Here is a 25,820-nt window from a genome sequence, read left to right on the forward strand (position 1 = left end):
AAACTTTCCTCGAAGGTTACTGCCCCCAGGAAAGGAGGGCGCCGGTTTCGAGCCTCGCGCCTCCCCGGGACCACAGCGTCCCGCCCTCGCTCACATGCGACACAGGCCGCAGCAGCCCCAGGGCCACGCGCAGCTCCGCCACGAGACGCTCGGTGAACCGCCACCGGAGCTTCATCCGGGCCCAGCCCGCGGGGGACACCTGGGTACCAGTCTGGTCCGTCACCCAGGCGTCCTGGAGCCGGAAGGCGTGGAGGACGAGTCCCACGCCCGCGCCAGGTTCGAGCTGCAGTCGCTCCGCCAGAGGGAGCCGATAGCTGAAGAAGGCGCCACCTTGCGCCTCGAACACGGTCAGCGCCGCTTCGCGGGACACCCCGAGCCCCGCCTCCGCATCCAGGCCGAATGCCCCCAGGTCACGCCTGACGGAGAGCAGGAGGAGTGGATCGACCCCGGGTCCGCGCCAGAGCGTTCCCAGCCCCAGGCTCAGGTCCAGCTCGGGGCGCGATGGGGCGACAGCGACCTCCGCGGGAGGCTGCAGCACGGGCTCGGGCAGAGGCGGCTCCGGCTCGGGCTGCACCGCCCGCGCCATCTCGGAGAGCTTCTGTGCGACTTCCAGATGAAGCTCCGCGAGCGAACCCCGCCCCACTCGAACGGCCTGTTCGACCCGTTGCCGCGGCCCGGTGGCCTCGAGCCACAGGCCTTCGGGAGTGAGGCTTGCGCGCAGTCGAAGCTGCGCCGGGCTCTGCGGAGAGACCACCGCGAAGCCCTCCTGAATCAGCCTCAGGGCGACCTTTCGCTCCAGCTCCACTCCATCCCACCGCCGATAGTCCTGCGCTGGAAGGGAACGAAGGTCGAAGGAAACCGACACCACCGGGGCCTGGGTCAGGACGGCGATGGAGAGCGCGCAGAACAGAGCAGTCATGCTGTGAAGGTGAGCGTACCGTCGCCCATGGCCCCCAGCCAGCTTCGACCGCCCCTTCACTTCCGGGCCTCCGGACAGGAAAGTTTTTTCGGCCCCGCGCGTAGCCAGGGTCATGACGCTTCCTCGCTACGTGAGCCTCCTGCTTCTTTGCGCCGGCGCGGTCGCCTGTGATGGCTCCGCCGGGTACGGTCATCCCCCCGACGGGGACGAGCCCGATCCGCCGACCGCGTCCGATTCCGTCGCACCAGCGCCAGCGAAGTTCTCCTGCGACGCGAACGCCGTCCCGGAGGAACTGCCGTTGCCCCGGCTGTCCCGGACGCAATTGCTGAACTCGCTTCGCTTCGCCATTTCCCGCGCGCTGCCGAATGAAGCCGACACCATCTGGGCGGAGCTCACGCCCATCCTCGCCAGGTACCCCACGGACCGGCGCACTCCCGCACCCGGTGACTTGAAGGGCGGCTTCAGCCGGCTCGACCAATCCATCCAGCAGACCCAGGTCGACGTCATGTACGACCTCGGCAAGGCCGTGGCCCAGGAGCTCACCAGCACCGACGCGCGCCGCAACGCGCTCCTGGGCAGTTGCGCGAGCGACCGCCAGACCACCAATGACCGAGCCTGCCTGGAGACCTTCATCCGGGAATGGGGCTCCCGCGTCCTGCGCTACCCACTGCCGACGGCGGAGGTCACCGCCTTCGCCGACATCGCCGGGGACACGCCGGTGGACAGGACGGCGGTGGCGGACGTCATCACCACCCTCCTGAACTCGCCCTGGTTCCTCTACCGGGTCGAGCATGGCACCACCGCCGGCCAGCCGGTGAGTCCCCTCTCCGCGTTCGAGCTGGCCTCGAAGCTGTCCTATCAATTCTGGCAAGCGCCTCCGGACGACGCGCTCTGGGCCGCGGCGACCGATGGCTCGCTCCTGACCGAGAGCGGCTTCAACGCCCAGCTCGACCGGATGGTGAAGAGCCCCCAGCTGCGAAGCTCGCTGGACGAGTTCGTCAGCGAGTGGCTGCGGCTGGAGGAGCTGCCGTCGCTGGTGGCGCTCCGGAGCGACCCGGTCTACCAGGCCTTCGTCGGAGCGGAGATGCCCACGGACGCCTCGCGCACCGCGATGTTCGAGGACGTCCAGCTCTCCGCCTGGAACACCGTTCTGTCCGGTGGCTCGGTGAGCGCGTTCCTTCACGACCGGAGGTCCTACACGGCTGACCCCTTCCTGGCCGCCATCTACGGTATCCCCGTCTGGAATGGCGCCGGTCCGGCACCCGTCATCCCGTCCCAGAACCGCAGCGGCCTGCTGACCCGCGCGGCGTTGCTGGCCACGGGGACCGCGTCGACGCGTCCCATCCACAAGGGATACCTGGTTCGAAACGCACTGCTCTGCCAGCAAGTCGGGGCACCTCCGCCCAATGCCAGCGACAGGCCTCCCGCGCCGACGGAGGACATGACGACGCGACAGGTGGTGACCCAGCTCACCTCCGGAGGCAGCTGCGGGGGATGTCATAACCACACCATCAATCCACCGGGCTTTGTGCTGGAAGGGTTCGATGCGCTCGGCCGGGAGCGCAGCGTGGAGCGGCTGTACAACCCGCTGGGCCAGGAGACCGCCGCGCCCTCCGTGGACACCTCGGCGGACGTGTGGCTCTACGACTCCGAGCAGCGAGTCATCTCCAGCGCCGCGGAGCTCTCGCGGATGATCGATGACAGCCAGCTCTTCGAGTCGTGCGTCGCGCAACACTACTTCCGCTTCGCGCACGCTCGCGTGGAGTCCACGTCCCGCGACGGTTGCCTGCTCTCGGAGATGGAGGCGGTCGCGCGCAGCGGCGCACCGATGGCCGACCTGCTGAAGACCGTCGCCAATCATCCCACGTTCAAGCAGAGGAACTTCCAATGAGCAACACACCTGTCTTCCGATGGGACCGCCGCATGTTCCTGCGCGGCGCGGGCGGAGCCGTGCTGGCGCTGCCGCTGCTCCCATCGCTCTTGAGCCCCCGCGAAGCGAAAGCCCAGGCTGCGCAGCGCCCGAAGTGCTTCGTGCATTTCCGTACCCCCCACGGCGCCATCTTTGGCGCGAGCATGTGGCCGGCGGACTCGGCGCTGACGCAGTCCCTCTTCTACGCGGACCACGACGTCCGACGGGGAGACCTGACCGCGACAACCAACGCGAGCGGTGATGCGGTCATCAGCCGGGTGCTGACCGCGAAGTCAACCATGCTCACGCCCACGCTCGTCTCGAAGATGAACATCCTGCGGGGACTCGATTTCCCCCTGTACATGGGTCACAACTTCGGCGCCGCGCTGGGCTACTACGACTTCGACAAGCAGCGGCCCGGCTCCCCCCGGGCGACCATCGATCAGGTGATGGCCTACTCACCGGCCTTCTACCCGAGCGTCGCCTCCGTCCGGAAACGGAGCGTCGCCATCGCCGCATCGGGCACCTCGAGCGGCAGCTGGGGGTACAACACTCCCGGGGTTCGCTCCTCCGGGGTCGCTTCGAGTTCCATCAGCGGCACCGAGAGCTCGCTCGCCCTCTTCGACACCTTGCTGGCCGGCAACAACAGCCCCGGCACCACCCGGCGCCCCGTGGTGGACAAGGTCCTCGAAAGCTACCGGCGGCTGCGCAACGGCAACGGGCGGCTCTCGTCCGAGGACAGGATGCGGCTGGACCAGCACATCGACGCGGTCGCGGAACTGCAGCGTCGGCTGGAGACCACCAGCACCGGCTGCCAGGTGCCGCCCCGTCCCACCACCGACAACCTGACGCTGCGAAACTCCGGTTCCTTCGCGGGAGACCCCGCGAAGAACGTCGAGTACTTCCGGCTCATCAACGAAGTGCTCGCCGTGGCGATGAACTGCGGCGCCTGTCGCATCGCCACCCTCAGCATCGACGAGAACAACCAGAACCTGACGTTCACCACCCGCGCGCCCCAGGGGGAAGACTGGCACAACAACGTCGTCCATCCAGCGACCGTGGCCGGGGCGAACCAGGACCTGGTGGTCCAGTTCAACCAGGTCTTCTTCTCGCAGGTGTTTCTCGACCTCGTCTCCCGCTTCGAGCGGTTCTCGAACGGCGCGGGGGGAACGCTGCTGGATGATTCGCTGCTCGCCTGGGGGCAGGAGAACGGCAACACGCCCCACTTCTCCTTCTCCGTCCCCGTCGTGACCGCCGGGAGCGCGGGGGGCGCCCTCAAGACGGGCAGCTACTGCGACTACCGGAACATCACGCGCAAGGTGAGTGGCGACTCGAGCACGGGCAGCGAGGGCAACTTCCTGTGGGCGGGCCTCCTCTACAATCAGTGGCTCGGCACGGCGCTTCAGGCAATGGGCATTCCGAAATCGGAATGGAGCGAACCCGACCACCCCGGCTACGGCTGGAAGGCGTCGTACCAGTCGACCTACGAGTACTTCTTCACGAACAGGGGCTTCAGCTCGGCGCAGGCCTATCCGGCGTCGATGTGGCAGAAGACCGGAGAGCTGCTGCCGTTTCTCGCGCCCTGACAGACTCGGGGGCCCCGGCCCCCTGGAGCGACGAACAGGCGCGGAGTCCTGCGCGGCACGCGCGCCATACCCGGACCCGGTGGCCTTGAGCTCCTCGGGTTGAAGGAACGGCTCCGCTGGCGACAGGCGGCGGTGGCAGATGGGACACGCGCCGTAGTCGCTCCCGCCGAAGCATCGCGAGCAGACCAGGCGCGCGCAGGGCGACAGCGCGAGCACCGCGTCCTGCGCGCCATAATGGATGCAGGGCTGCTCCGGCGACTGGAACAACCACCCCGGCATCCGCTGCACGTACAACCGGTGAGTGTCGTGAGGCACGCTGCCGGGGAAGTTCCGGAACAACGGAACGAAGGGCCGGTCACTCCCCACGAACGCCGCACAGGTGTCGTAGCTGAAGCGGCTGGACGCAGCCAGGGCTTCGGTGGGCAGCGCGAGCAGCGCCTTGCGCAGGTCGCTGGCGAGGACGTCCCCCCCGCGAGGTCCGCCGCCAACGCCTCCAGGGCCTGCTCCCGCGCGAGTGGCTCTCCGCTCGGCGACAGTCCGGTGGGGAGGAAGACCCGCCCCGTACTCCGGAGCAACAGCGCGGCGGTGCCGCCCGTGAGGTCGAGCGAGGGCGAGCCCATGGTGACTCCAGGGAGGAGGAAAACCGGGCGGAGAGCGGATGCGCTACATCGGGAGTGAGAAGGAAGCACTCCCAGGGCCGCCCCGTGAGGAGCCCTACCAGGGCCCATGGAGCGTTCGCTATCGCTGAAGCACGCGGTTGTCTCCCAGGGCTTCAATCACCACGATGACGCCGTTGCGCGCCCGCTCGTAGCGTCCCGGCGTGTCGTTGCGGGACGTCGCGGTCCACACGGGGCTCACGCCGGACCCGGTTTTGAAATGGACGGTCGTGCGCAGCGACTCGTCCCACGTCCGCCCCTCATCCCAGGCGAACAAAACAGACCATTCACCATGGACGGGGTCCGCGCCCCTGGTCGTACGCATCACGGCCGCGGCGATTGCCGCATCGAAACATTTCGCGGGGGGCGAATGAGGCGACGACCAGGGTGCGCGACGCCCTTCGTATGAACGGCACAACCCCTCGAGAGCCTCCCGTGAGAGCGTCACCCGCTTGGGCACATGTCCATCCAACCTCCGAGCTTCGCCCCTGGTCCTCGACGTCCGGCGGCACCTCGCTCACCGACGCGTCTGCATGGACGCGGGACGTGACTGCCACGCGGAGCACAGGCCTCCGGAGCGCCCCCGAGACACCGGAGCAACTCTGGAGGCTGCTCGTCGACTCGGGCTATTTCCATCTGGCGGGGCGGTCCGCCGACTGGTTCGAGTCGCGCAGGGAGCACTTCCTCGCGCTGGGCCGCCGGACCGCACACCTTCCGGAAATTCTGAAACAAACCACGTGGCACTCGGAGCGCGGCCTGGAGGCAACGCTCTCCATCATGAAGCCCTATCGCGCCACGTGGCTGGTGCATCAACTGGCTCGGCGACAGGGCGGCTCACGCTTCGAATCCGCTCCGGGACAGATGTTGCGAGACATCTACGTCCACAGCGTGGAGCACGCGCAACGCGACCCGGCCTTCCGGTGGCTCGCGTCCTATGTCGAGTCCACGGTGCCCTTCGTCCAGCGAACCCACATGGCCTTCGGCCGACGCGTGGCCCACGAGGGACAGGGCCTGCTGCTTCCCCTGAAGATGCTGGATGTCTCCTGCGACGCGCCAACCCACGTCTCCGTCCCAGGCGTGGAGCTGCGCCCGCCGAACGCCACGGAGCGGACCTTGTTCGCGGAGCACCTCCGCCGCACCCGGCTGGCCGCCTATGTCGAGGCCCTGGACCTGGGCCCCGGGTCGCTGGACTTCGGCGAGGCCGCGCGTCCCTGGCTCGATGCGGGCCTGGAGCGCGAGCGACACCTCCTGCTGGCGCGGCGCGGAGACACGCTGCTCGCCATGGCTGTGATGGAAGTCGGACCGCCCGGCGCGAATCCCTTCCAGCTCCTCGACGCCACGCGACTGTTTCCATGGGATGGCGCCGGCCGGGCTGCCTTTCCCGCACTGATGGATGCGGCACGGCAGTGGTACGCCGCCAGGGGCCGGGACAGCTTCGTCTTCCTGGCCGAAGTGGACGGTGACGCCGAAGCCGCCGGCCTCCAGGACGACACGTCGGGAGCACGGCCCTACCTGTGGCTCATCCCCGCCTCCCTCTCCGCTGACTTTCTTCAACACCTCCATCAGCAGACGGGGAACCGGCTGCTCTCCTGCAATGAAAAGGAACCGTCATGAGCCTGATTGACTCGCTGTACCTGCCCCATGTGCAGTCCACCCGCGCGCGGCTGGAGACCGAAGCCGTCATGCGCGCGCTGCTGTCGCCCGACATCTCCCCGACGCTGCTGGAGCGCTTCCTCATCGAGTGGTCCGCGCGCGGCGCATACATGACCGAGCCCGTGGATGGGTGGATTCGCGGCGCGGGTGAGCGCTGCATCGCGCTGGGGCACGTGAAGGCAGGCCAGGCGCTCATCACCCATGCACGGCACGAGGCGGGACACCACCTGATGACCATCGAGGACGCGCGCGGGCTCGCGCGCCGGTGGAACACCCGCCACGCGGAGCAACTGGACGCGGACGCCCTGGTGGCCCAGCCACCCACCGAGGCCATGCGCCAGTACCGGCAGGTCCATGACGAGGTCATCTCCGGCGACCTCCCCCTGGGACAGGCCGCCATCGAATACGAAGTGGGTTACCTCGCCGTGGCGCTGGTGCCCCGCATCCTCGACAACGTGAAGAAGGTGCTTGGCCAGGAGACGCTGGACCGGCTGACCTTCCTCACCGAGCACGCCGAGGTGGACGTGGGCCACACCGCCCTCAATGAGCGGATGCTGGAGGAGGTGCTTCGCTCCAGCCCCGAGGTGGGCCCGCGGCTGGCGGCCTATGGCTCGCGCGGCCTGGATTGCTACCTGCGCTTCCTCGGGGACTGCCTCAGCGCCTCGCAGGAAAGCCTGCACGCACTCAGCGCGGCGGCGTGAGCCTCCACGAACGCTGCGCCTTCAAACTTTCTGAACCACTTCAGCAGGGCCACGGACGCTGCGACTCTCCGTGGACCTGGAGTGGGAGGAGGCGTCAAACTGCGAGACATGCACTTCTCGCGAGTCGCGCTTCTCGTCCTGCTCCAGCCGCTGGCCGCCCAGGCCGCCGAATACCGCGTGGGCCCTGGCCAGCAATACACCCAACTGGGTGAGGTCCCCTGGGAGTCACTCGAGCCCGGGGACACCGTGCTCATCCACGCCCGGCCCACGCCCTACGCGGAGAAGTGGGTCCTGGGCCGACGCGGCACCGCCGACGCGCCCATCACCGTGCGCGGCGTGAAGGACGCGGAAGGCAACCTGCCCGTCATCGTCGGCGAGAACGCCACCACGCGCTCGCAGCTCAACTTCTGGAGCGAGGAGCGCGGCATCCTGAAGATTGGCGGCTCCAACCGCCCCGCGGACACGATGCCCGCGCACCTGGTGGTGGAGAACCTCCACCTGCGCCGGGCGCGCGGCGCCTTCACCGGCCGCAACGGCGCCTCCACCTACCAGGAGAACGCCGCCGCCATCTTCATCGAGAAGGGCGAGCACATCACCATCCGGGGCTGCGTGCTGGAGGACAGCGGCAACGGGCTGTTCATCGCCAACAATGCCTCGAACATCACCGTCGAGAACAACTACATCCTGGGCAACGGCAATCCCGGCAGCGCCTACGAGCACAACGCGTACACCGAAGCGCTGGGCATCACCTACCAGTTCAACCGCTTCGGACCGCTGTGCGACGGCTGCTCCGGCAACAACCTGAAGGACCGCTCCGCCGGCAGTGTCATCCGCTACAACTGGATTGAAGGCGGCAACCGGCAGCTCGACCTGGTGGACTCCTCGAGCGCCACGCTGCGCGCGTCTCCGACGTATGCGCGGACCTTCGTCTACGGCAACGTGCTGCTGGAGCCGGAGGGCGCGGGCAACCGGCAGGTCGTCCACTTCGGTGGAGACTCCGGCAACACGGCCAACTACCGGGGCACGCTCTACTTCTTCCACAACACCGTGGTGTCCACGCGCACGGACCGCACGACGCTGCTGCGCCTCTCCCACCAGGGCCAGACGGCGCACGTGACGAACAACGTGGTGATGGTGGCCGCGGCCAACGGCAACACGCTGTCCCTCACGGACGCAGCGGGGACGCTCCGCCATGGCGGCAACTGGTACAAGCCGGGCTACGTGAGCACCTTCGGCACGCTCACCGGCTCCGTGGTGGATACCGGGGGCAACCTCACCGGCAGCGAGCCGGGCTTCGTCAGCCTCGCCGGGCAGGACTTCCACCTGAGCCCGGGCTCGCCGCTGAGAGGCCAGGGCGTGACGCTCGCCGCGGAGACCGGTGATTTCCCTGTGGCCTGGCAGTACGTGAAGCACACGCAGGGCGAGCCACGCACCCAGGTGAGCCCCTCGCACATCGGCGCGTATGGCGACGCCGCGGAGCCCGGCACGGAGACCCCGGACGCGGGCACGCCTTCGGACGCCGGCACGGACGCGGGCACCGGCACCCCCGCCGACGCCGGTACGGACGCGGGCACCGGCACGCCGGACTCCGGCACGGGGCCGCAGCAGCCGGATGACGGAGAGGATTCGGATGGCAAGGGCGGCTGCGGTGCGACGGGCCCCGGCGCCGCGGCTTCGCTTGGGTTCATGCTCCTCGGCCTGCTGGGACTCCAGCGCAGGCGCGGAACCTCACGGCGCTGACGTCACAGTGCGGGGCACGCGGGCACCCGCGTGCCCCGAGAAGGTCCGGTGCGGCGCCCCTGACTCATCCGCGCCTCCGGAATGACGCCTCCCGCCTTGCCCGGAGCCGGAGCGCGCGGAATACAGTGTGCGCCCATGACAACCCGGATTGACGTGCGTCCGCTGGCCATGGGCCTCACGCTCGTGCTTGCCTCCGCGCTCCAGCGTGCGCGTCGAAGGTCAAGGTGACGGCCACGCTGACGGGCGGTGGACTCAAGGCCAGCAAGACGCTCGATACGTCCTTCCCCTGCGCCGAGTAGCCCGTATCCTCCCGGCGTGAGGTGGATGCGGCAGGGAGGACATCGGTGGGGCCCGGGCCCCTGGAGAATGGCCCAGGCCCGCCCGCGGCGCTGGACACCGCGAGCACCAACGCGCGGTGGGCGGACGTACCGGACCGTGGTGGCCCTGGCGCGCGTCTCCCGCGCCTTCGAGTATCCCCGCACCATTCTGCACGTCGCGCCTTCCGCGAGCGGCCCCGTCATCGTCAGCGAGGACGACGAGGGCCGCCGCTACCTCCAGTTCGGCTGGATTGGTGCCTTCCAGAGCGCCGTGTGGCCGGGCTTCCCCTTGCGCCTGGAGCTGGACTACACGCGCGCCGTCGCCGCCACGCTGGCCTTCGTGCCCGAACCCACGCGCGTGCTCGTCGTCGGCCTGGGCGGCGGCGCCATTCCGACCTTCCTCCACGCGGTGCTCCCGCGTGCCCACATCGACGCGGTGGAAATCCAACCCGAGGTCCTCGACGCGGCCCGGCGCTTCTTCGGCTTCCACGAGGATGCGCGCCTCCACGCCCACCTCACGGACGGACGGCGCTTCATCGAGACGCCGGGCCCCGCCTACGACCTCATCATCCTGGATGCCTACGGCGCGCGGAGCATCCCCGCCTCGCTGGCGTCACAGGCGTTTCTGCGAGCCACCCAGGCCCGGCTGACGCCGGACGGAGCGGTGGTGGGCAATGTGCTGCGAAAGTCGGGTCGGCCTGGCTCGGTGATGGACCCGCTCTGGAAGGCCAGCTTCCCCCAGCTGTTCGCGTTCGACGTGCAGGAGTCGGACAACCGCATCCTGGTGGGGCTCCCCCACGAGCGAAAGCCCACGCGGAGGGCGCTGCTGGCGCGAGCCGGGAAGCTCGCGCACGACTGGGGCGTGGCCTTCAATCTTCGCGCCCGGGTGCCACGGCCCGTGAGCCGCCTGCGCCCCCGGGCCGCGTCCAACGGCCGCGCCTGAGAAGGCCCAGCCACTGTCTCGCGGAGAGCTGCTGACCCAGCCCACGACGTCATGCCGGAAGCCGGTGCATGGTGCCTCGGAACGCGAGCCAACATGCACCGGTCCGACCGTCGACGGGCAACCTCGGGTCACGCGCCCGCGCGACCTTCAGCTGGGAACGGGCTCGTAGCAGGCGCCACAAACATTATTGAAGAGTTGCTCGAACTCCGTACAGGACTGCCCTGCCGCATTGAAGCACACGCGGTAGCGATTGCGGGGCTGTAGCTGTCCCGGCACCCGGAAGCAAATCGGGCGGCCGATCTGCGGATCGTATTCACAGACGCGACAGGACGCATCCGAGGTGCACGCGGACAGGCTGCCGCAGTCATAGTACTCCGACCAGGCCAGACACGAGCCATAGCCTGCGTTCACACAGGAATGGGTCGACGTCGGCTGGCAGGACTCCGCCAGCGCCTGTCGTGTCTCCGCATCGAGCGCCGTCGCGGAGGTTTCGGCGAGAGGGGCCTCGACGTCCGTCAGGGCCTCCTCGGTCTGCTCCACGCCACAACCCGACAGCAACGACAACACCACGACTCCAACGAAACTCGCGAAGCGCTTCATGTCGTCCCCTTGCTTTATCCAGGCTGATTGCGCCTTAGTCCAGACAAGCGCCAGGAGAAAGCCAGGGGCTTCTGTCTTTGTTCACCAGTTTGCGTGGACTACTTGCCCGCGCCGTCGTACGCGCGCTGCAGGCCCTGGATGTCAATCTTCACCATGCCCAGCATGGCCTCCATCACCCGCCGGGACTTCTCCGGGTCCTTGTCGCCCAGCATCTTTCCCAGCACGGAGGGGATGATCTGCCACGACAGGCCAAACCGGTCCTTGAGCCAGCCACACTGCTGAGGCTGACCACCCCCCTGCAGGAGCTTCGACCACAGCTCGTCCACCTCTTCCTGCGTCTCACAGTCCACGAACAGGGAGATGGCCTCCGAGAACTTGTAGTGAGGCCCTCCGTTGAGGGCCATGAACCGCTGGCCATGCAGTTGGAAGGTCGCGGACACGACCGGCGCCGCGTCCGTGTCCCCCGCCCGGCGCATCTCGAGAACCTTCGAGTTCTTCTTGAAGACGGAAACGTAGAAATTGACGGCTTCTTCCGCGTTGCCGTCGAACCACAGGAAGGGCGTGATCTTCTGCATGGTGCTTGCTCCTCTGTTCAGGATGCGCCCGGGGTCAGGCGCGCCTGGACTGCTTGGACCTTGATTTCACCGGCGGCTCGAAGAGCCCATCGATGTCGATGTACGCACGCGACTCTCGCAGGTGCTCGATGCCCCTCTCCGGCCGCTGGCGCGTCTTGCCCACCAGCATGGAGCCCTGCCACACGCTGTAGAATGACGTCCAGCAGCCGGCGCGGCTTCTCGAGCGGGTTCACGCCCGGTGCCACCTGGCCTCGGCGTAGCGCCCAACATACAGACTGGTCAGTACGCAGTGAACGCCATCCAAGGCCGTCAAGCAGGTGGGTTGCGCCATCCCTCGCGACAGGGGGAGCGGAAGCTTCCAGTGCCACGCGCACGGCGACGCCCTCCCCTCCACGCAATAATGACGCGGTCAGCGTTGCCCCAGGGGGGCCACGGCGGATAATCCGCGTGTATTGGCTCACAGCGGCCGGGCCACGGCTGTCACCGTCCCACCGCCCCTTTCGAACCGGAGTTCCTGGATGCAGTCACATCGCGCGGTCTGGAGCAGACGTCTGCTCCTCGTAGGGAGCGTCATCCTGCTGTCATGCGGGAAGGAGGGAATGGCGCCTCCAGGCGAAGACGCACGGGCCGCCGAACGAGGCCAGGCCCTCAGTCAATGGAAGCAGGCCCCGTCCGCCGCCACCGCACTGGCGCTCGCGCAGGCCTACTTCCCCGACCTCGAAACGCGCCCGGCACCCGCCGCGTCATCGGACCGGCAGCTGGAGGCACGGCTCGCGAGCGACGGCGGCCTGACGCTGACCACGCGAGGGTTGACCTTCCAGATCCGGCAGGCAACCTCCGCCGCGGGCACGCTCCGCCGTGAGCCCTCCGCCGCCTTCCAGGGCGAGCGGCACCTGTGGTGGCCGGTGGGCCCCACGACGCCCACGGCCGAGGGCTGGCGCACCTCCCGTGTCGAGGAGGCATGGATTCTGGACGCGCCAGCGGAAGGCCAGACGCACCGCGCGGAGTACACCGTCACGCTGCCGCCGTCCGTCCGGCGCATCCAGGACACTGGCGACTCCCTCCAGTTCCTCGATGAGCGTGCGCACCCCGTCCTCCGGTTCCACCCCTCGGTGGTACGAGACGCCAACGGCCAGTCCCGCGAGGGCAGCACGCGGCTCACGGGCGGGCGCATGAATCCGCGCACGCAGGTGTTCGACGTGGAGGGCGCGCAGATCCGAATCACCACCGAGGTCTCCCTCGCCGGACTCACCCCACCGCTCGTCGTCGACCCGGGCTGGTCCTCCACCGCCAGCATGGCGACCGCCCGCGGCCAGCACGCCGGTATCCTGCTCGGCACGGGCAAGGTGCTGGTCGTGGGAGGCGTCAACAGCATGGGCTTCGTGCGCACCGCCGAGCTCTACGACCCCGACACCGGCACCTGGAGCGCGGCGGCCGAGCCTGGGATTACGGGCAACGTCACCCAGGGCCTGCTCCTTTCCGATGGCCGGGCGCTCGTGCTGACGGACGGTTCCACGTCGGGGCGTCTCTACGACGCCGCCACGGACACCTGGTCCGCCACGGGCCTCATGGCCTCGGCTCGCGCCCTGTCCACCGTCACCCAGCTCGACTCGGGCCAGGTCCTGGTCTCCGGCGGCACCAACGTCGCGACCGCCGAGCTGTACGACCCAGCGAGCAACACGTTCCTCCCCACTGGTAACATGTCGAGCGTCCGTCGCAGCCACGCCTCGACCCTGCTGAGGGATGGACGGGTGCTCGCGGTGAGCGGCTTCAACACGGACCGCGAGGTGCCAACCGCCGACCTCTACGACCCCGCGACGGGGACGTGGACCGCCGCCGCGCCGCCGCTGGTCCCCAGGCACTACGCCACCGGCACCCTGCTCCCCGACGGCCGCGTGCTGCTCGCCGGAGGACACAGCACGAGCGGTGTCACCAACCACGCGGAGCTCTATGACCCGGTGGCCAACACCTGGACGGCCACGGGCCCCCTGAACTTCCCGCGCAACGGCCACTCCGCCACGCTGCTGCCCGACGGCCGCGTGCTCGTCACGGGCGGCGCCGACGGTTCACGCACACCGCGACCGGAGTCCGAGCTCTACGACCCCGCCACCGGACTGTGGACCGTCGCGGACAGTATGGTGATTGCCCGGGAGAACCACTCGGCGACGCTGCTCCCGTCCGGGAAGGTCTTCACCGCGGGAGGGTTCAGCCTGGCGGGGGCGTCCACGTTCTACGCGGACACGGAGCTCTACGACCCCGGCCTCCAGGGCTGGTCCGCGGCGGGAAGCCTGGGCGGAACGCACGTCGACCCGCTGATGGCGCTGCTGCCCACGGGCCGTGTCCTCGTGGCGGGCGGCCGCGATGCGGGCGGCGCTCCGACGGCGGCCGCCTCGCTGTATGAGCGGTCGACGAACACGTGGTCCGCGGCGGCGAGCCTCGCCGTCGCGCGAGCGGATGCCACGGCGACGGTGCTTGCGTCGGGTGAGGTGCTCGTCACGGGCGGAACGAACGTGGCCGGCGCCCTGGGCTCGTCCGAGCGCTATGCCCCGGACACCAACACCTGGGAGCCCGCGGCGTCACTGGCGCGCCCCCGGCACCTCCACACCGCGACGCGCCTGCCGGATGGCCGCGTGCTCGTCGTCGGAGGCCAGGACGGCGCGGAGGTGCTCGCCTCCGCGGAGCTGTATGACCCGGGCACCCAGGCGTGGACCGCCGCGGCGCCCGCGGCCGTGGCGCGCGCGGGGCATGCCGCTGCCCTGCTCCCCGACGGACGGGTGCTCGTCGCGGGAGGACGTAACGCGGGGGGCACCGCCCTCGCGTCGGCGGAGCTGTACGACCCGGCCACCAACACCTGGACGCCCGCCGCCAGCCTCGCCCAGGCCCGCGAGGCGCTCTCACTGACGGTGCTTCAGTCCACCGGCGAGGTCGTGGCGGCCGGAGGCGCATCGGGCGGCGTGGCGCTGGCCACCACGGAGCTCTATCGCATCGCGACGAACACCTGGACCGCGGGAAGTCCGCTGACGCAGGCGCGCTGGCGTCACACCGCCACGCGGATGCCCTCCGGCACCCTCCTCATCGCGGGCGGCCTGAGCGCGCCGGGGACCTACGCGGACTCGGCGGAGGCGTTCGATACGGCGCTCCGCGTCTGGGCCCCGGTCAGCGCGCCGGACGTGCGCGGTGGCGCCGCCGCCGTCGCCCTCCCCACGGGGGACGTGCTGCTCGCCGGTGGCACGGCCGCGACCACGGCCCAGCGCTACGAGGAGGTCCCGGCGCCCCCAGCCTGGCGCCCCGTCGTCTCTGCGCCGGAGTCGCTCTACCAGACCTGCCCCACCGTCCTCGAAGGCCAGGGCTTCCGCGGCATCTCGGAAGGCTCCTCCGGCAACTATATGAACTCGACCACGGACTTCCCCCTGGTGCGCCTGCACGCCGCCGAGGGCAGCGCGCTGTGGACGCTCCCTGGCACGGACATGTCCGCCACACGCGCCACTGTGCGAGTGCCCGCGGACGTTCCCCCGGGCCCCTATGCCCTGTCCGTGTTCGCCAACGCCATTCCCGGTGGGCGAATGGTGACGGTGCGCGCCAACACCGCCCCCACCGCGGAGGCCGTGCGCCTCACCACGATTTCCGGCATCCCGCAGGACGTCACGCTCACCGCGACGGACCCGGACGCGGACCAGACGTTGACGTGGACGATTGTCACCCCGCCCCAGCATGGAACGCTGAGCGGCACGCCGCCGGACCTCACGTACACGCCCGACCCCGGCTATGTGGGCGCCGACAGCTTCACCTACCGCGTCAGTGACTGCGGGCTCGACAGCAACGAGGCCTCGGTGGACGTCACGGTGGACGCCACCGCGCCCCTGGCCATCACCTGCCCCGCGGACACCGTCCTCGAAGCCACGGGCCCCGAGGGCGCCCCCGGCAACTGGCCCCCCGCGACCGCGACGCCCGGCCCGGGCGGCCCGGTCACCCTCACCTATTCGCCGCCGGAAGGCAGCACGCTGCCGCTGGGGACCACCACCGTCACCGCCACCGCGGAGGACGCCTCCGGTGCCCGCGCCACGTGCACGTTCCTGGTCGAGGTGCGGGACACCACCCCGCCGGAGCTGACGTGTCCTTCCGACATCCGGGTGACCTCCGATGACGAATCGGGCGCGACGGTGACGTTCGAGCTGCCCGAGGCCACGGACGCCGTCTCGCCTTCCACCGTCACGTCCTCGCCGGCCCCGGGCAGCACCTTCCGGCACGGCAACCACACCGTCACCGTCACCGCCACGGACGCCTCGGGCAATGAGGCCCGCTGCACGTTCCGGGTCGCCGTCCAGGCCACGGTCATCTCCATCGCCGGAGGCGGCTGTCAGGCCTCTGGCGGTGGCGCTGCCTCGTCACTGGCCCTGCTGGTGGTTCTGGCGTCGTGGAGCGGCCTGCGCCGCCGCTCGCGCCGCGCCTCGCACTGACCCTTCGGACTCCCTCTTTCTCGAATGGACTTCACCTTGCGTACACAGGCTCGGAGCTGGGCGCTGGCCGCGCTCATCGCGTCCCTCACGCCCAATGCCTTTGCCCAGAGCACCACGGGCGCTCTCGTCCCCATCGACCTGGAGCGGCTTCGCTTCACCCCCGCGGCCACGGACTCCATGCTCGTGGACACCGGACACGTGCTCCCCGAGGGGGCCTACCGGCTGATGCTCATGGCCGGCTACGAGCGCGGCATCCTCCTGCTCAAGGGCAGTGACGGACAGGAGCGCTCCATCCTCGACTATCGCGTCGCGGGCTGGCTCGCGGGCGCCTGGTCTCCCACCGAGCGCCTGGAGCTGTCCGCGCGGCTGCCGGTCATCATCCACCAGGGCGGCAATGGCGCGGACACCCTGGTCGGCGTCTCCACGCCCAGGTCCTTCGGCCTGGGAACCCCGGAGCTCGGCGCCCGCTACGCGCTGCTCCGGCGCGAGGACGGCGCCCCGGTGTTCCTCAGCCTGGGCCTGGACGTGGGCACGCCTGGCGGTACAGCGAGTGCCTTTGGCCGGCAGCAAGGCTGGGCGGGCCTCCAGGTCGCGCCCCGGGTGGCGGTGAGCCGCGAGCTGGGTCCCGTCGTGCTCGGCGCCAGCGCGGGCGTGCGCATCCGCTCCACGGAGAACGAGCCCGGCCGCGACTACGGCACGGAGCTGGAGCAGGGCATCGTGGTGGCCACGCGCGGCAAGGGGCTGCGCGCCGAGGTCGCCCTGCAAGCCGCCGAGTCACTGGTGGAGCCGGACCTCGCGCTGGAGCTGCTCGGCGGCCTGCGCCTGCCGGTGGGCGGTGGCTTCGAGGCCTTCGCGGTCGCGGGCCACGGCTTCACGGACATCCCGGGCACGCCGTCCATTCGCGCGGCCGCGGGCATCGCCTGGGCCCATGAGCCGCCCGCCCGGGAGAACGCGTGCCGCAGCGGAGGGAGCCACACGCCGGAGCAGTGCCCGGCCCTGGATGACGACGGCGACTCGGTGCCCAACGGGCAGGACCGCTGCCCGCTCGAGGCCGGTCCGCCCGAGAACGACGGCTGCCCGGACTCCGACTCGGATGGCGACGGTGTCGTGGACCGCGAAGACGCGTGCCCGAACGAGGCCGGCACCGCCGAGAACAAGGGCTGCCCGGACACCGACTCGGATGGTGACGGCGTCGTGGACCGTGAGGACGCGTGCCCGAACGAGGCCGGCACCGCCGAGAACAAGGGCTGCCCGGACACCGACTCGGATGGTGACGGCGTCGTGGACCGTGAGGACGCGTGCCCGAACGAGGCCGGCACCGCCGAGAACAAGGGCTGCCCGGACACCGACTCGGATGGCGACGGTGTCGTGGACCGTGAGGACGCGTGCCCGAACGAGGCCGGCGTCGCCGCCCACCGCGGCTGCCCCGAACCCGCGCCCGCGCCCCAGGCGCCCACCACCGAAGCGCCAACGCGGCTGCCGACGGAGCACCACGTCCAGTTCCCGGTGGGTCAGTCGACGCTCTCCGACTCGGAGCGGCGGAGCCTGGACGCCATCGCGGACTACCTGAAGGCCCGCCCAGGCGTGTCACTTCGCATCGAAGGGCACACGGACAACACCGGCCCCGAGCAGCTCAATCGCACACTGAGCCAGGAGCGCGCGGACGCAGTGCGCCAATATCTCATTCAGCAAGGAATCGAGAGCTCGCGCCTGGTCGCGAAGGGATACGGCCCCGACCGACCCATTGCGTCCAACGACACGCTCGAGGGACGGAGCGCCAACCGCCGCGTGGAGTTCATCACCAGCACGACAGGTGAATGAGAACACGCCTTATCTCTGAGTGAGAGGACGCACGGATGAAGTTCAATCCGTGCGTCAACAGGCAATTCAAGAACTCGCCTGAGAATCTTTTATGCACGAAACACTTGGATAAGTGTTCAGCGCTTAACTATAACGCCCCCCTGCATTCAACGAGGGGCGTCCATGGGTACGGCGAGAAACAAGCAGCCATTCGAACTGCCAGACTTCTATGTTCCCTGGCCGGCGCGCTTGAACCCCAACCTCGAGGGCGCCCGGGTGCACTCCAAGGCCTGGGCGCGCGAGCTGGGAATCATTGGCCAGCCGAAGGACGGCAGCGCTCCGGAAATCTGGAGCGAGGCGAAGTTCGATGCCATGGACTACGCCCTGCTCTGTGCCTACACCCATCCGGAGGCACCGGGCCCGGAGCTGGACCTCATCACCGACTGGTACGTCTGGGTCTTCTATTTCGATGACCACTTCCTGGAGCTCTACAAGCGCTCACAGGACCAGGCTGGCGCGAAAGCCTACCTGGAGCGTCTGCCTTTGTTCATGCCGGTCGAGCCCTCGGCCGCGCCGCCGCAGCCCACCAACCCGGTCGAGGCCGGGCTGCTCGACCTGTGGAACCGGACCGTTCCCAGCCGGTCTATGGCCTGGCGGCGCAGGTTCTTCGAGAGCACCAAGCACCTGCTGGACGAGTCGAGCTGGGAGCTGTCCAACATCAGCGACCGCCGCGTCTCCAACCCCATCGAGTACATCGAGATGCGGCGCAAGGTGGGCGGGGCCCCCTGGTCCGCGAACCTGGTGGAGCACGCCGTCTTCGCCGAGGTCCCCGACCGGGTCGCCGCCAGCCGCCCGATGCGGGTGCTGAAGGACACGTTCTCCGACGCGGTCCACCTGCGCAACGACCTGTTCTCCTACGAGCGGGAGATTCTGGAGGAAGGGGAGCTCTCCAACGGCGTCCTGGTGATGGAGAAGTTCCTGGGCATCTCCCCCCAGAGCGCCGCCCACCTCGTCAACGAGGTGCTCACCTCCCGCCTCCAGCAGTTCGAGAACACCGTCGTGACGGAGCTGCCGATGCTCTTCGCCGAGCACGGCCTGAACCCGGTGGAGCAGGCCCAGGTGCTCACCTACGTCCGGGGACTCCAGGACTGGCAGTCCGGCGGCCACGAGTGGCACATGCGCTCCAGCCGCTACATGAACAAGGGCTCGGGCGGTGCGGGTGGCTTCTTCCTCGGCCCCAATGGCCTGGGGACCTCCGCGGCGCGGCTGCCGCAGTCACCCACGGCCCTGGGGCTCACGCGCTTCAAGAGCTTCACCCATGTGCCGTACCAGCCGGTGGGGCCGGTGAAGCTGCCGAACTTCTACATGCCGTACTCGACGAAGCCGAGCCCCCACCTGGACGCCGCGCGCCGGGAGTCCAAGGCGTGGGCGCGGCGCATGGGCATGCTGGAGGTGCTGCCCGGCGTCCCCGGTGGCTCCATCTGGGACGACCACAAGTTCGACGTGGCGGACGTGGCGCTCTGCGGCGCGTTGATTCATCAGCACGCCACCGCGGCGCAGCTCAACCTGTCCGCGTGCTGGCTCGTCTGGGGCACCTACGCGGACGACTACTTCCCGGCCCTCTACGGGAACACCCGGGACATGGCCGGCGCGAAGGTGTTCAACGCCCGGCTGGCGCTGTTCCTCCCGGAGGACCCCGCCACGCCGCCGCCCCCGCCCACCAACCCGGTGGAGCGCGGGCTCGCGGACCTGTGGGCCCGCACCACCGAGGGCGTAACCCCGGCCTCACGGCGCCTGTTCCGCAAGGCCATCCTGGACATGACGGAGAGCTGGCTGTGGGAGCTGGCCAACCTCATCCAGAACCGCATCCCGGACCCCATCGATTACGTGGAGATGCGGCGCCAGACGTTCGGCTCGGACCTCACCATGAGCCTGTCCCGCCTGGCCCATGGCGACGCGCTGCCGCCCGAGGTCTTCCACACCCGGCCCATCCGCAGCCTGGAGAACGCCGCGGCGGACTACGCCTGCCTCGTCAACGACGTCTTCTCCTACCAGAAGGAGATTGAGTTCGAGGGTGAGCTCAACAACGGAGTGCTGGTCGTCCAGCGCTTCCTCGACCTGGACCCGGCGCGGGCCGTCACCGTCGTCAATGACCTGATGACGGCCCGGATGCAGCAGTTCCAGTACATCATCGCCAACGAGCTGGAGCCGCTCGTTCGCCACTTCAACCTGGACGGCAAGGCCCGGGACAAGCTGAGCCAGTACGTCCAGAAGCTGCAGCAATGGATGAGCGGCGTGCTCATCTGGCACCAGACGGTGGACCGCTACAAGGAATTCGAGCTGCGCGCCTCCCGCCAGCGGGCGCTGCGCATCCCCTCCGGCCCCACGGGCCTGGGCACCTCCGCGGCACGCATCACCTCGCTGTTCTCCAACCTGCGCTCCGGCGCCTGATCTTCCATTCAACTCGAAAGGCCAATCATGTCGAACATCATCAAGCCGGGTGGAGACACCGAGAAGTCCCAGCTGAGCCTGGGCACGGCCGCGGCGCGCCAGCTCGCGACGACGACCAAGTCCGTTCCGCAGATGCAGGGCATCTCGTCCCGGTGGCTGCTCAAGCTGCTGCCCTGGGTGCAGGTGAACGGCGGCGTGTACCGCGTCAACCGCCGGCTGAGCTACGCGGTGGGCGACGGCCGGGTGACGTTCACCACCACCGGCGCCAAGGTGCAGGTCATCCCGCAGGAGCTGTGCGAGCTGCCCCTGCTGCGCAGCTACGACGACGTCGAGGTGCTGACGGCGCTGGCCAACCGCTTCGAGCAGAAGACGTACAAGGCCGGCGAGGTCATCACCGAGGCGGGCAAGGAGGCGGACTGCATCGTCCTCATCGCCCACGGCAAGGTGAACATGATTGGCGCCGGCAAGTACGGTGACGCCACCGTGCTCGGCGTGCTGGCGGACGGCGACCACTACAGCTACGAGGCGCTGCTGGAGTCGCAGGACTACTGGAAGTTCACGGCCAAGGCCGTCACGGCCTCCACCGTGCTGATTCTGCAGCAGTCCGACTTCGAGGCCGTGGTGGCCCAGGCGCCGTCCCTGCAGCAGCACATCGAGCGGTTCAAGGCCCGCGCGAAGAAGAAGCAGGACACCACGGGCCAGGCCGAAATCGAGCTGGCCGCCGGCCACACCGGCGAGCCGGTGCTGCCGGGCACCTACGTGGACTACGAGACGTCGCCCCGCGAGTACGAGCTGAGCGTGGCCCAGACGGTGCTCCAGATTCACACGCGCGTCGCCGACCTCTTCAACGAGCCCATGAACCAGACGGAGCAGCAGCTCCGGCTGACGGTGGAGGCGCTCAAGGAGCGCAAGGAGCACGAGCTCGTCAACAACCGGGAGTTCGGCCTGCTCCACAACGCCGACCTCAAGCAGCGCATCCACACCCGGCACGGCCCGCCCACGCCCGACGACATGGACGAGCTGCTGGCCACCGTGTGGAAGGAGCCGTCCTTCTTCCTGGCCCACCCGCGCGCCATCGCCGCCTTCGGCCAGGAGTGCAGCCGCCGGGGCATCTACCCCACCAGCGTCGACTTCAACGGCAACATGGTGCCTGCCTGGCGCGGCGTTCCCATCTTCCCGTGCAACAAGATTCCCGTCAGCGACGCGCGCACCACCTCCATCCTGCTGATGCGCGCGGGCGAGAAGAACCAGGGCGTCGTCGGCCTGCACCCGGGCACCATTCCGGACGAAATCGAGCCCGGCCTCAACGTCCGGTTCATGGGCATCAACGAGAAGGCCATCATCAGCTACCTCGTCACCACCTACTTCTCCGCGGCCGTCCTCGTGCCGGACGCGCTGGGCATCCTGGAGAGCGTCGAAATCGGCCGCGGCGCCTGAGCCCTCCTTAACCGGACGACGTGGAGAGGTTTCACATGGCGAATCCATTTCAAACGGGCGCTGACGACACGGCGCGGTTGAGCCTGGGGACGGCCGCGGCGCGCCAGCTCGCGACGACGACCAAGACCGTCCCCCTGATGCAGGGCATCACCCCGCGGTGGCTGCTGCGCATGCTGCCGTGGGTGGAGGTGACGGGTGGCACGTACCGCGTCAACCGGCGCCTGAGCTACGCGGTGGCCGACGACCGCCTCGTGTTCAGCAACGTCGGCGCGAAGGTGCAGATCATTCCGCAGGAGCTGCTCAAGCTCCCGCTGCTGCGTGGCCTGAGCGGCGACGACGAGGTGGTCCAGGCCCTGGCCAGCCGGTTCACCCAGGCGGAGTACAAGGCGGGCGACGTCATCGTCGAGGCCGGCACGTCCGCCGAGCACGTGTTCCTGCTCGCCCATGGCAAGGCGCGGAAGCTGGGCACGGGGCCGTATGGCGAGCCCGTCATCCTGGACGTGCTCGCGGACGGTGACCACTTCGGTGACCAGGCGGTGGCGGAGTCGAACGACGTCTGGCCCTTCACCGTCAAGGCCACCACCCCGTGCATCGTGATGTCGATGCCCCAGCGGGTGTTCGAGGACCTGATTGCCCGGTCCGCGACGCTGCGCGCCCAGGTGGAGCAGTACCGGGAGCGGCTGAAGAAGCCCCAGGACAAGATGGGGCAGGCCGCCATTCCCCTGGCCGCTGGCCACTCGGGAGAGCCCGCCATCCAGGGCGGCTACGTCGACTACGAGCTCGCGCCCCGCGAGTACGAGCTGAGCGTGGCGCAGACGGTACTCCGGGTCCACACGCGCGTCGCCGACGTCTTCAGCGACCCCATGGACCAGACGGAGCAGCAGCTGCGGCTGACCATCGAAGCCCTGCGCGAGCGGCAGGAGCACGAGCTCATCAACAACCGGGACTTCGGCCTGCTCCACAACGCCGACCTCAAGCAGCGCATCCACACCCGGCATGGCCCGCCCACGCCCGACGACATGGACGAGCTGCTCAGCCGGCGCCGGAAGTCGCGCTTCTTCCTGGCTCACCCGCGCACCATCGCGGCGTTCGGCCGGGAGTGCACCCGCCGGGGCATCTACCCGACGCCCGTCGAGGTCCAGGGCACACCGTGCATGGCCTGGCGCGGCGTGCCCCTGCTGCCGTGTGACAAGATTCCCATCACCGAGCAGCGCACCACCTCCATCCTCGTGCTGCGCACCGGCGAGGAGGACCAGGGTGTCATCGGCCTTCGCCGCACCGGCCTGCCGGACGAGGTGGAGCCCGGCCTCTCCGTGCGCCGCATGGACATCACCGACAAGGCCATCACGAACTACCTCGTGAGCACCTACTTCTCCGCCGCGCTCCTCATCCCCGACGCGCTGGGCGTGCTGGAGAACGTCGAGCTCGGTGTTTGACGCTCCCCCCGGGACGGAGCCTGGCGCGTGTCGGCCAGGCCCCGTCCCGGCTGAAGCATGCCCATGCATCCCGCATGGGCCAGCGGCCCGTGCTGGACGGCGACGGACTCGGCCCCCACCGACTTTCGCGCGGGCAGCTGCACCGAGCCGTGCGGCGTCCATGACAACAACCGGTCCGACCATTCCGTCTGCCTTTGCGACAGGGTGGCCGTGGGCCCGGGCAAGGTCCACCGGGCGTGAGTCGCCCGCACGTCTCCCCGCGCCGCCTGGATGAACAGACATCCCGGGCGGCGTGGCCCCGCCCCCATCGGTCGATGGGGGATTGGATTTGTCCCTCCCGGTGGAGCAATGTCTGGCGCCATGCACCGCTCCGAGCAGCTCGGGCTTGTCATGGACCTGGCAGAAATCGTGGGCCCCCTGGGGCTTGGCATCCTGTACGGCGTCCTGGGCCGCATGTTCCTGGTGCCGAAGCTGATGCCGCTGCTGGGCCGCGCTGCCAGCGTGGTCCACTCGCCGGCCAATGTCTTCTTCAGCTACGTGGGGGTGGGACTCTGGCTGGGATTGGCGGTCGCCTGCCATTCCTGGAACGCCCCCACGACGCTCGCCTGGCTCCAGGCGCACCCCGTCCTCCCCATCGAGCCCACGCCCACGGTGCTCCGGGTCGTCTATTTCTGCGCCACCTTCCTCACGGGCAGCGGCCTGGCCACCCTGCCCTCGTCCTCCTCCGAGCTGGAGGCGCCCTGCTCCAGCGGCCCAGACTCCTCCCGAGGCGCGTGACGTGCCATCACCGCGCCCGGCCTGCTTTCCCCATGAGCCGGGGCAGCCAGGCGCAGCGCTCCGGACGGGCAACGTCAGACATCAGCCGCCCGTGCCGGCGATGACACGCTCGATGAGCGAGAGCATCGCGGCGCGGTAGGCCGCGGCATCCGCGCCCTCGCTGATGGCCAGGGCGGCCCGGTCGAACGCGGCCGACAAGAGGCTGGCGAGCGCGGGAATCAGCAGCCCCTCCCCCAGGACGGCGGCAAGCCCCTCCCGCAGCGAGCCCGCGGCGGAGGCCTCATCGAGCGCCATCATCTCCGTATGGCCGAACACCGCCGGACCATCCACGAGGAGCAGGCGCGTGCGGCCGGGAACCGCCATGGCATCGAGATAGGCGAGGCTCCCGGCGATGAGCGCCTCGCGCGCCCCGAGCGCGGGGGGCGTCGCTTCGTCAATGGCCCGGCGCAGCTCGCTGAACTCGCGCTCGAGCACCGCGCGCAGCAGCGCCTGCTTGTCCGCGAAGTGGTGGTACAGCGCCCCCCGCGTCACCGCGGCGGCGGCCACCACCTCCGGCGTCGACGTCTGCGCATACCCCTTCTCCACGAACAGCGCCCTGCTCGCGCTCACCAGCGCCTGCCGTGTCGTCGCGCTGCGCTCGTCATTGCTTCGCCGTGCCCTCGATTGCATACATGCAGTCTGTATGTTACTTCGACCGAAGACAAGCCCCACGGAGAGGAAGCCATGAAAGTCACCAGCTACTACCCGGTCATCATGACGCACGACGTCGCGGGCACCGCGGCGTTCTACACGGCGCACTTCGGCCTCACCCCGCGCTTCACCAGCGACTGGTACGTGCACCTCCAGTCGGACGACGACGCGCACGTGGCCCTGGCCATCCTCGACGGGCGTCATGAGACGGTGCCCGCGGTGGCCCGGGGCACGGTCGCCGGGACGATTCTCAACTTCGAGGTCGAGGACCCGGACGCCGTCTACCGGGACGTGCAGGCGGCCGGCCTCCCCATCCACCTGCCCCTGAGGGACGAGCCGTTCGGCCAGCGCCACTTCATCACCGCCGACCCCAATGGCGTGCTCATCGACGTCATCAAGCCCATTCCACCCAGCGAGGAGTTCGCGAAGCAGTACGCCGCCAGCGCGCTGCCCGTGGCCTGAAGACTGGGCCACGCCTGCGCGTCGTCGGAAGGGCGCCCTGGCGCTCCGCCGGGCTGCCAGCCAGGGAGGCGCCCGTCCGCGTGCCGCCGCGGACGGATGCCCTTCCACGAGCCAGGGAGCACCTTCTGCGCGGGAGGCAGAAGGCGGATGAACAGACGACCCGGTGCGCTTTTCCGAAGAGATCCGGCTGAAGTCCAGGGCGCGTTCTTCCTGGTGAAGGGCCTCTGGCCCCTGGTTCACCCCAGGAGCGTCGCCCGGCTCATGGGCCCCGTCCGCGAGCCCTGGCTGATGAAGACGGTGGGCGGGCTCGTCTCCGCGCTGGGAGCGACGCTGCTCACCGCGCATCAGCGAGGCCGCGTCACCTCCGACCTCCGGCGCCTGGGTGCCTGGAGCTCGCTGACCCTGATGGCCGTGGACATGTCCATGTACGCCGCGCGGCGCCACCGCCGGCCCGCCCTCTACCTGGTCGACGCGGCCCTCCAGGCGGCCCTGTTCGCGGCGCAGTGTCGCGCACGCACCCGCCAGCCCCTGACGGTCGACGTCCGGCCTGGAATCCCCGACCCATCGCGATACGGCGCGGGCGAGCTCGGGCGCTGGAACATCCTGCCCGGGGAGACGCGGGACGCCACGGGCAAGCGGGACATCGTCGCCGAAGGGTCCATGGAGTCCTTCCCCGCGAGCGACCCGCCTTCCTACATGGGCTGAACCTCC

General features: G+C 69.5%; 19 protein-coding genes and 1 pseudogene. 14 read left to right on the plus strand and 6 right to left on the minus strand.

All coding sequences use genetic code 11. The features are described from left to right. Positions 1 to 16 precede the first annotated feature (16 nt). Complete coding sequence (locus tag VZL07_RS07415) at positions 17 to 919, minus strand: hypothetical protein (protein ID WP_426754654.1); 903 nt, start codon at positions 917 to 919, stop codon at positions 17 to 19. Between the two features lie 112 nt (positions 920 to 1,031). Between VZL07_RS07415 and VZL07_RS07420 the strand changes: the two genes are divergently transcribed. After that, on the plus strand, positions 1,032 to 2,810 hold the full coding sequence (locus VZL07_RS07420; protein ID WP_426754655.1) for a DUF1592 domain-containing protein: 1,779 nt from the start codon (positions 1,032 to 1,034) through the stop codon (positions 2,808 to 2,810). Beyond that, positions 2,807 to 4,414: a DUF1552 domain-containing protein gene (locus VZL07_RS07425; RefSeq protein ID WP_426754656.1), complete on the plus strand. Its 1,608-nt coding sequence runs from the start codon at positions 2,807 to 2,809 to the stop codon at positions 4,412 to 4,414. The genes VZL07_RS07420 and VZL07_RS07425 overlap by 4 nt, the downstream gene beginning before the upstream one ends. Positions 4,415 to 4,579: 165 nt before the next feature. Here the strand turns inward: VZL07_RS07425 and VZL07_RS07430 are convergent. Then, positions 4,580 to 4,693, minus strand: a pseudogene (locus VZL07_RS07430) (hypothetical protein); the annotation flags it as partial. A 1,154-nt stretch (positions 4,694 to 5,847) separates the two neighbouring features. Here VZL07_RS07430 and VZL07_RS07435 point away from each other — a divergent pair. The 4 genes from VZL07_RS07435 (at position 5,848) to VZL07_RS07450 (ending at position 10,424) form a co-directional block, all read left to right on the plus strand. Next, positions 5,848 to 6,684, plus strand: coding sequence for a hypothetical protein (locus VZL07_RS07435; protein ID WP_426754657.1), 837 nt, complete (start codon positions 5,848 to 5,850; stop codon positions 6,682 to 6,684). After that, positions 6,681 to 7,424, plus strand: a complete 744-nt coding sequence (locus tag VZL07_RS07440) for a hypothetical protein (protein WP_426754658.1) — start codon at positions 6,681 to 6,683, stop codon at positions 7,422 to 7,424. The genes VZL07_RS07435 and VZL07_RS07440 overlap by 4 nt, the downstream gene beginning before the upstream one ends. 108 nt (positions 7,425 to 7,532) lie before the next feature. Beyond that, positions 7,533 to 9,164, plus strand: coding sequence for an MYXO-CTERM sorting domain-containing protein (locus tag VZL07_RS07445; RefSeq protein ID WP_426754659.1), 1,632 nt, complete (start codon positions 7,533 to 7,535; stop codon positions 9,162 to 9,164). A 435-nt stretch (positions 9,165 to 9,599) separates the two neighbouring features. Continuing rightward, on the plus strand, positions 9,600 to 10,424 hold the full coding sequence (locus VZL07_RS07450) for a spermidine synthase (RefSeq protein ID WP_426754660.1): 825 nt from the start codon (positions 9,600 to 9,602) through the stop codon (positions 10,422 to 10,424). Positions 10,425 to 10,571: 147 nt separating this feature from the next. Here the strand turns inward: VZL07_RS07450 and VZL07_RS07455 are convergent, their stop codons facing one another. From VZL07_RS07455 to VZL07_RS07465, 3 genes are all read right to left on the minus strand, one after another. Further along, the gene (locus VZL07_RS07455) at positions 10,572 to 11,024 is read right to left on the minus strand and encodes a hypothetical protein (protein ID WP_426754661.1); all 453 of its coding nucleotides are present in this window, start codon (positions 11,022 to 11,024) and stop codon (positions 10,572 to 10,574) included. Positions 11,025 to 11,122: 98 nt separating this feature from the next. Continuing rightward, the gene (locus tag VZL07_RS07460) at positions 11,123 to 11,599 is read right to left on the minus strand and encodes a VOC family protein (RefSeq protein WP_426754662.1); all 477 of its coding nucleotides are present in this window, start codon (positions 11,597 to 11,599) and stop codon (positions 11,123 to 11,125) included. Positions 11,600 to 11,633: 34 nt separating this feature from the next. Next, positions 11,634 to 11,783, minus strand: a complete 150-nt coding sequence (locus VZL07_RS07465; RefSeq protein ID WP_426754663.1) for a hypothetical protein — start codon at positions 11,781 to 11,783, stop codon at positions 11,634 to 11,636. 415 nt (positions 11,784 to 12,198) lie between these two features. Between VZL07_RS07465 and VZL07_RS07470 the strand changes: the two genes are divergently transcribed. The 6 genes from VZL07_RS07470 to VZL07_RS07495 all read left to right on the plus strand — a co-directional run bounded on the left by VZL07_RS07470 (position 12,199) and on the right by VZL07_RS07495 (position 23,957). Further along, a complete protein-coding gene (locus tag VZL07_RS07470) occupies positions 12,199 to 16,056 on the plus strand; it encodes a kelch repeat-containing protein (RefSeq protein ID WP_426754664.1) in 3,858 nt (1,285 codons plus the stop codon). Between the two features lie 24 nt (positions 16,057 to 16,080). Continuing rightward, positions 16,081 to 17,877, plus strand: coding sequence for an OmpA family protein (locus VZL07_RS07475; protein WP_426754665.1), 1,797 nt, complete (start codon positions 16,081 to 16,083; stop codon positions 17,875 to 17,877). 162 nt (positions 17,878 to 18,039) lie between these two features. Then, positions 18,040 to 20,307, plus strand: coding sequence for a family 2 encapsulin nanocompartment cargo protein terpene cyclase (locus VZL07_RS07480; protein WP_426754666.1), 2,268 nt, complete (start codon positions 18,040 to 18,042; stop codon positions 20,305 to 20,307). Between the two features lie 27 nt (positions 20,308 to 20,334). Continuing rightward, the gene (locus VZL07_RS07485) at positions 20,335 to 21,744 is read left to right on the plus strand and encodes a family 2B encapsulin nanocompartment shell protein (RefSeq protein WP_426754667.1); all 1,410 of its coding nucleotides are present in this window, start codon (positions 20,335 to 20,337) and stop codon (positions 21,742 to 21,744) included. A 35-nt stretch (positions 21,745 to 21,779) separates the two neighbouring features. Continuing rightward, positions 21,780 to 23,180, plus strand: coding sequence for a family 2B encapsulin nanocompartment shell protein (locus VZL07_RS07490; protein ID WP_426754668.1), 1,401 nt, complete (start codon positions 21,780 to 21,782; stop codon positions 23,178 to 23,180). Positions 23,181 to 23,540: 360 nt separating this feature from the next. Then, positions 23,541 to 23,957: a hypothetical protein gene (locus VZL07_RS07495; protein ID WP_426754669.1), complete on the plus strand. Its 417-nt coding sequence runs from the start codon at positions 23,541 to 23,543 to the stop codon at positions 23,955 to 23,957. A gap of 81 nt (positions 23,958 to 24,038) precedes the next feature. Here the strand turns inward: VZL07_RS07495 and VZL07_RS07500 are convergent, their stop codons facing one another. Continuing rightward, complete coding sequence (locus VZL07_RS07500) at positions 24,039 to 24,626, minus strand: TetR/AcrR family transcriptional regulator (RefSeq protein WP_426754670.1); 588 nt, start codon at positions 24,624 to 24,626, stop codon at positions 24,039 to 24,041. Positions 24,627 to 24,680: 54 nt separating this feature from the next. On the opposite strand from VZL07_RS07500, the gene VZL07_RS07505 reads away from it, so the two are divergent. Together VZL07_RS07505 and VZL07_RS07510 are read left to right on the plus strand one after the other, a co-directional pair. Further along, positions 24,681 to 25,109 carry a VOC family protein gene (locus VZL07_RS07505; RefSeq protein WP_426754671.1) on the plus strand — a complete coding sequence of 143 codons (429 nt, stop codon included), beginning with the start codon at positions 24,681 to 24,683 and terminating at the stop codon, positions 25,107 to 25,109. Positions 25,110 to 25,370: 261 nt separating this feature from the next. Next, positions 25,371 to 25,814, plus strand: a complete 444-nt coding sequence (locus VZL07_RS07510) for a hypothetical protein (RefSeq protein WP_426754672.1) — start codon at positions 25,371 to 25,373, stop codon at positions 25,812 to 25,814. The last annotated feature ends 6 nt before the right edge of the window (positions 25,815 to 25,820 follow it).

It is taken from the genome of Pseudomyxococcus flavus (assembly GCF_050038885.1).
Taxonomy (GTDB): domain Bacteria; phylum Myxococcota; class Myxococcia; order Myxococcales; family Myxococcaceae; genus Myxococcus; species Myxococcus flavus.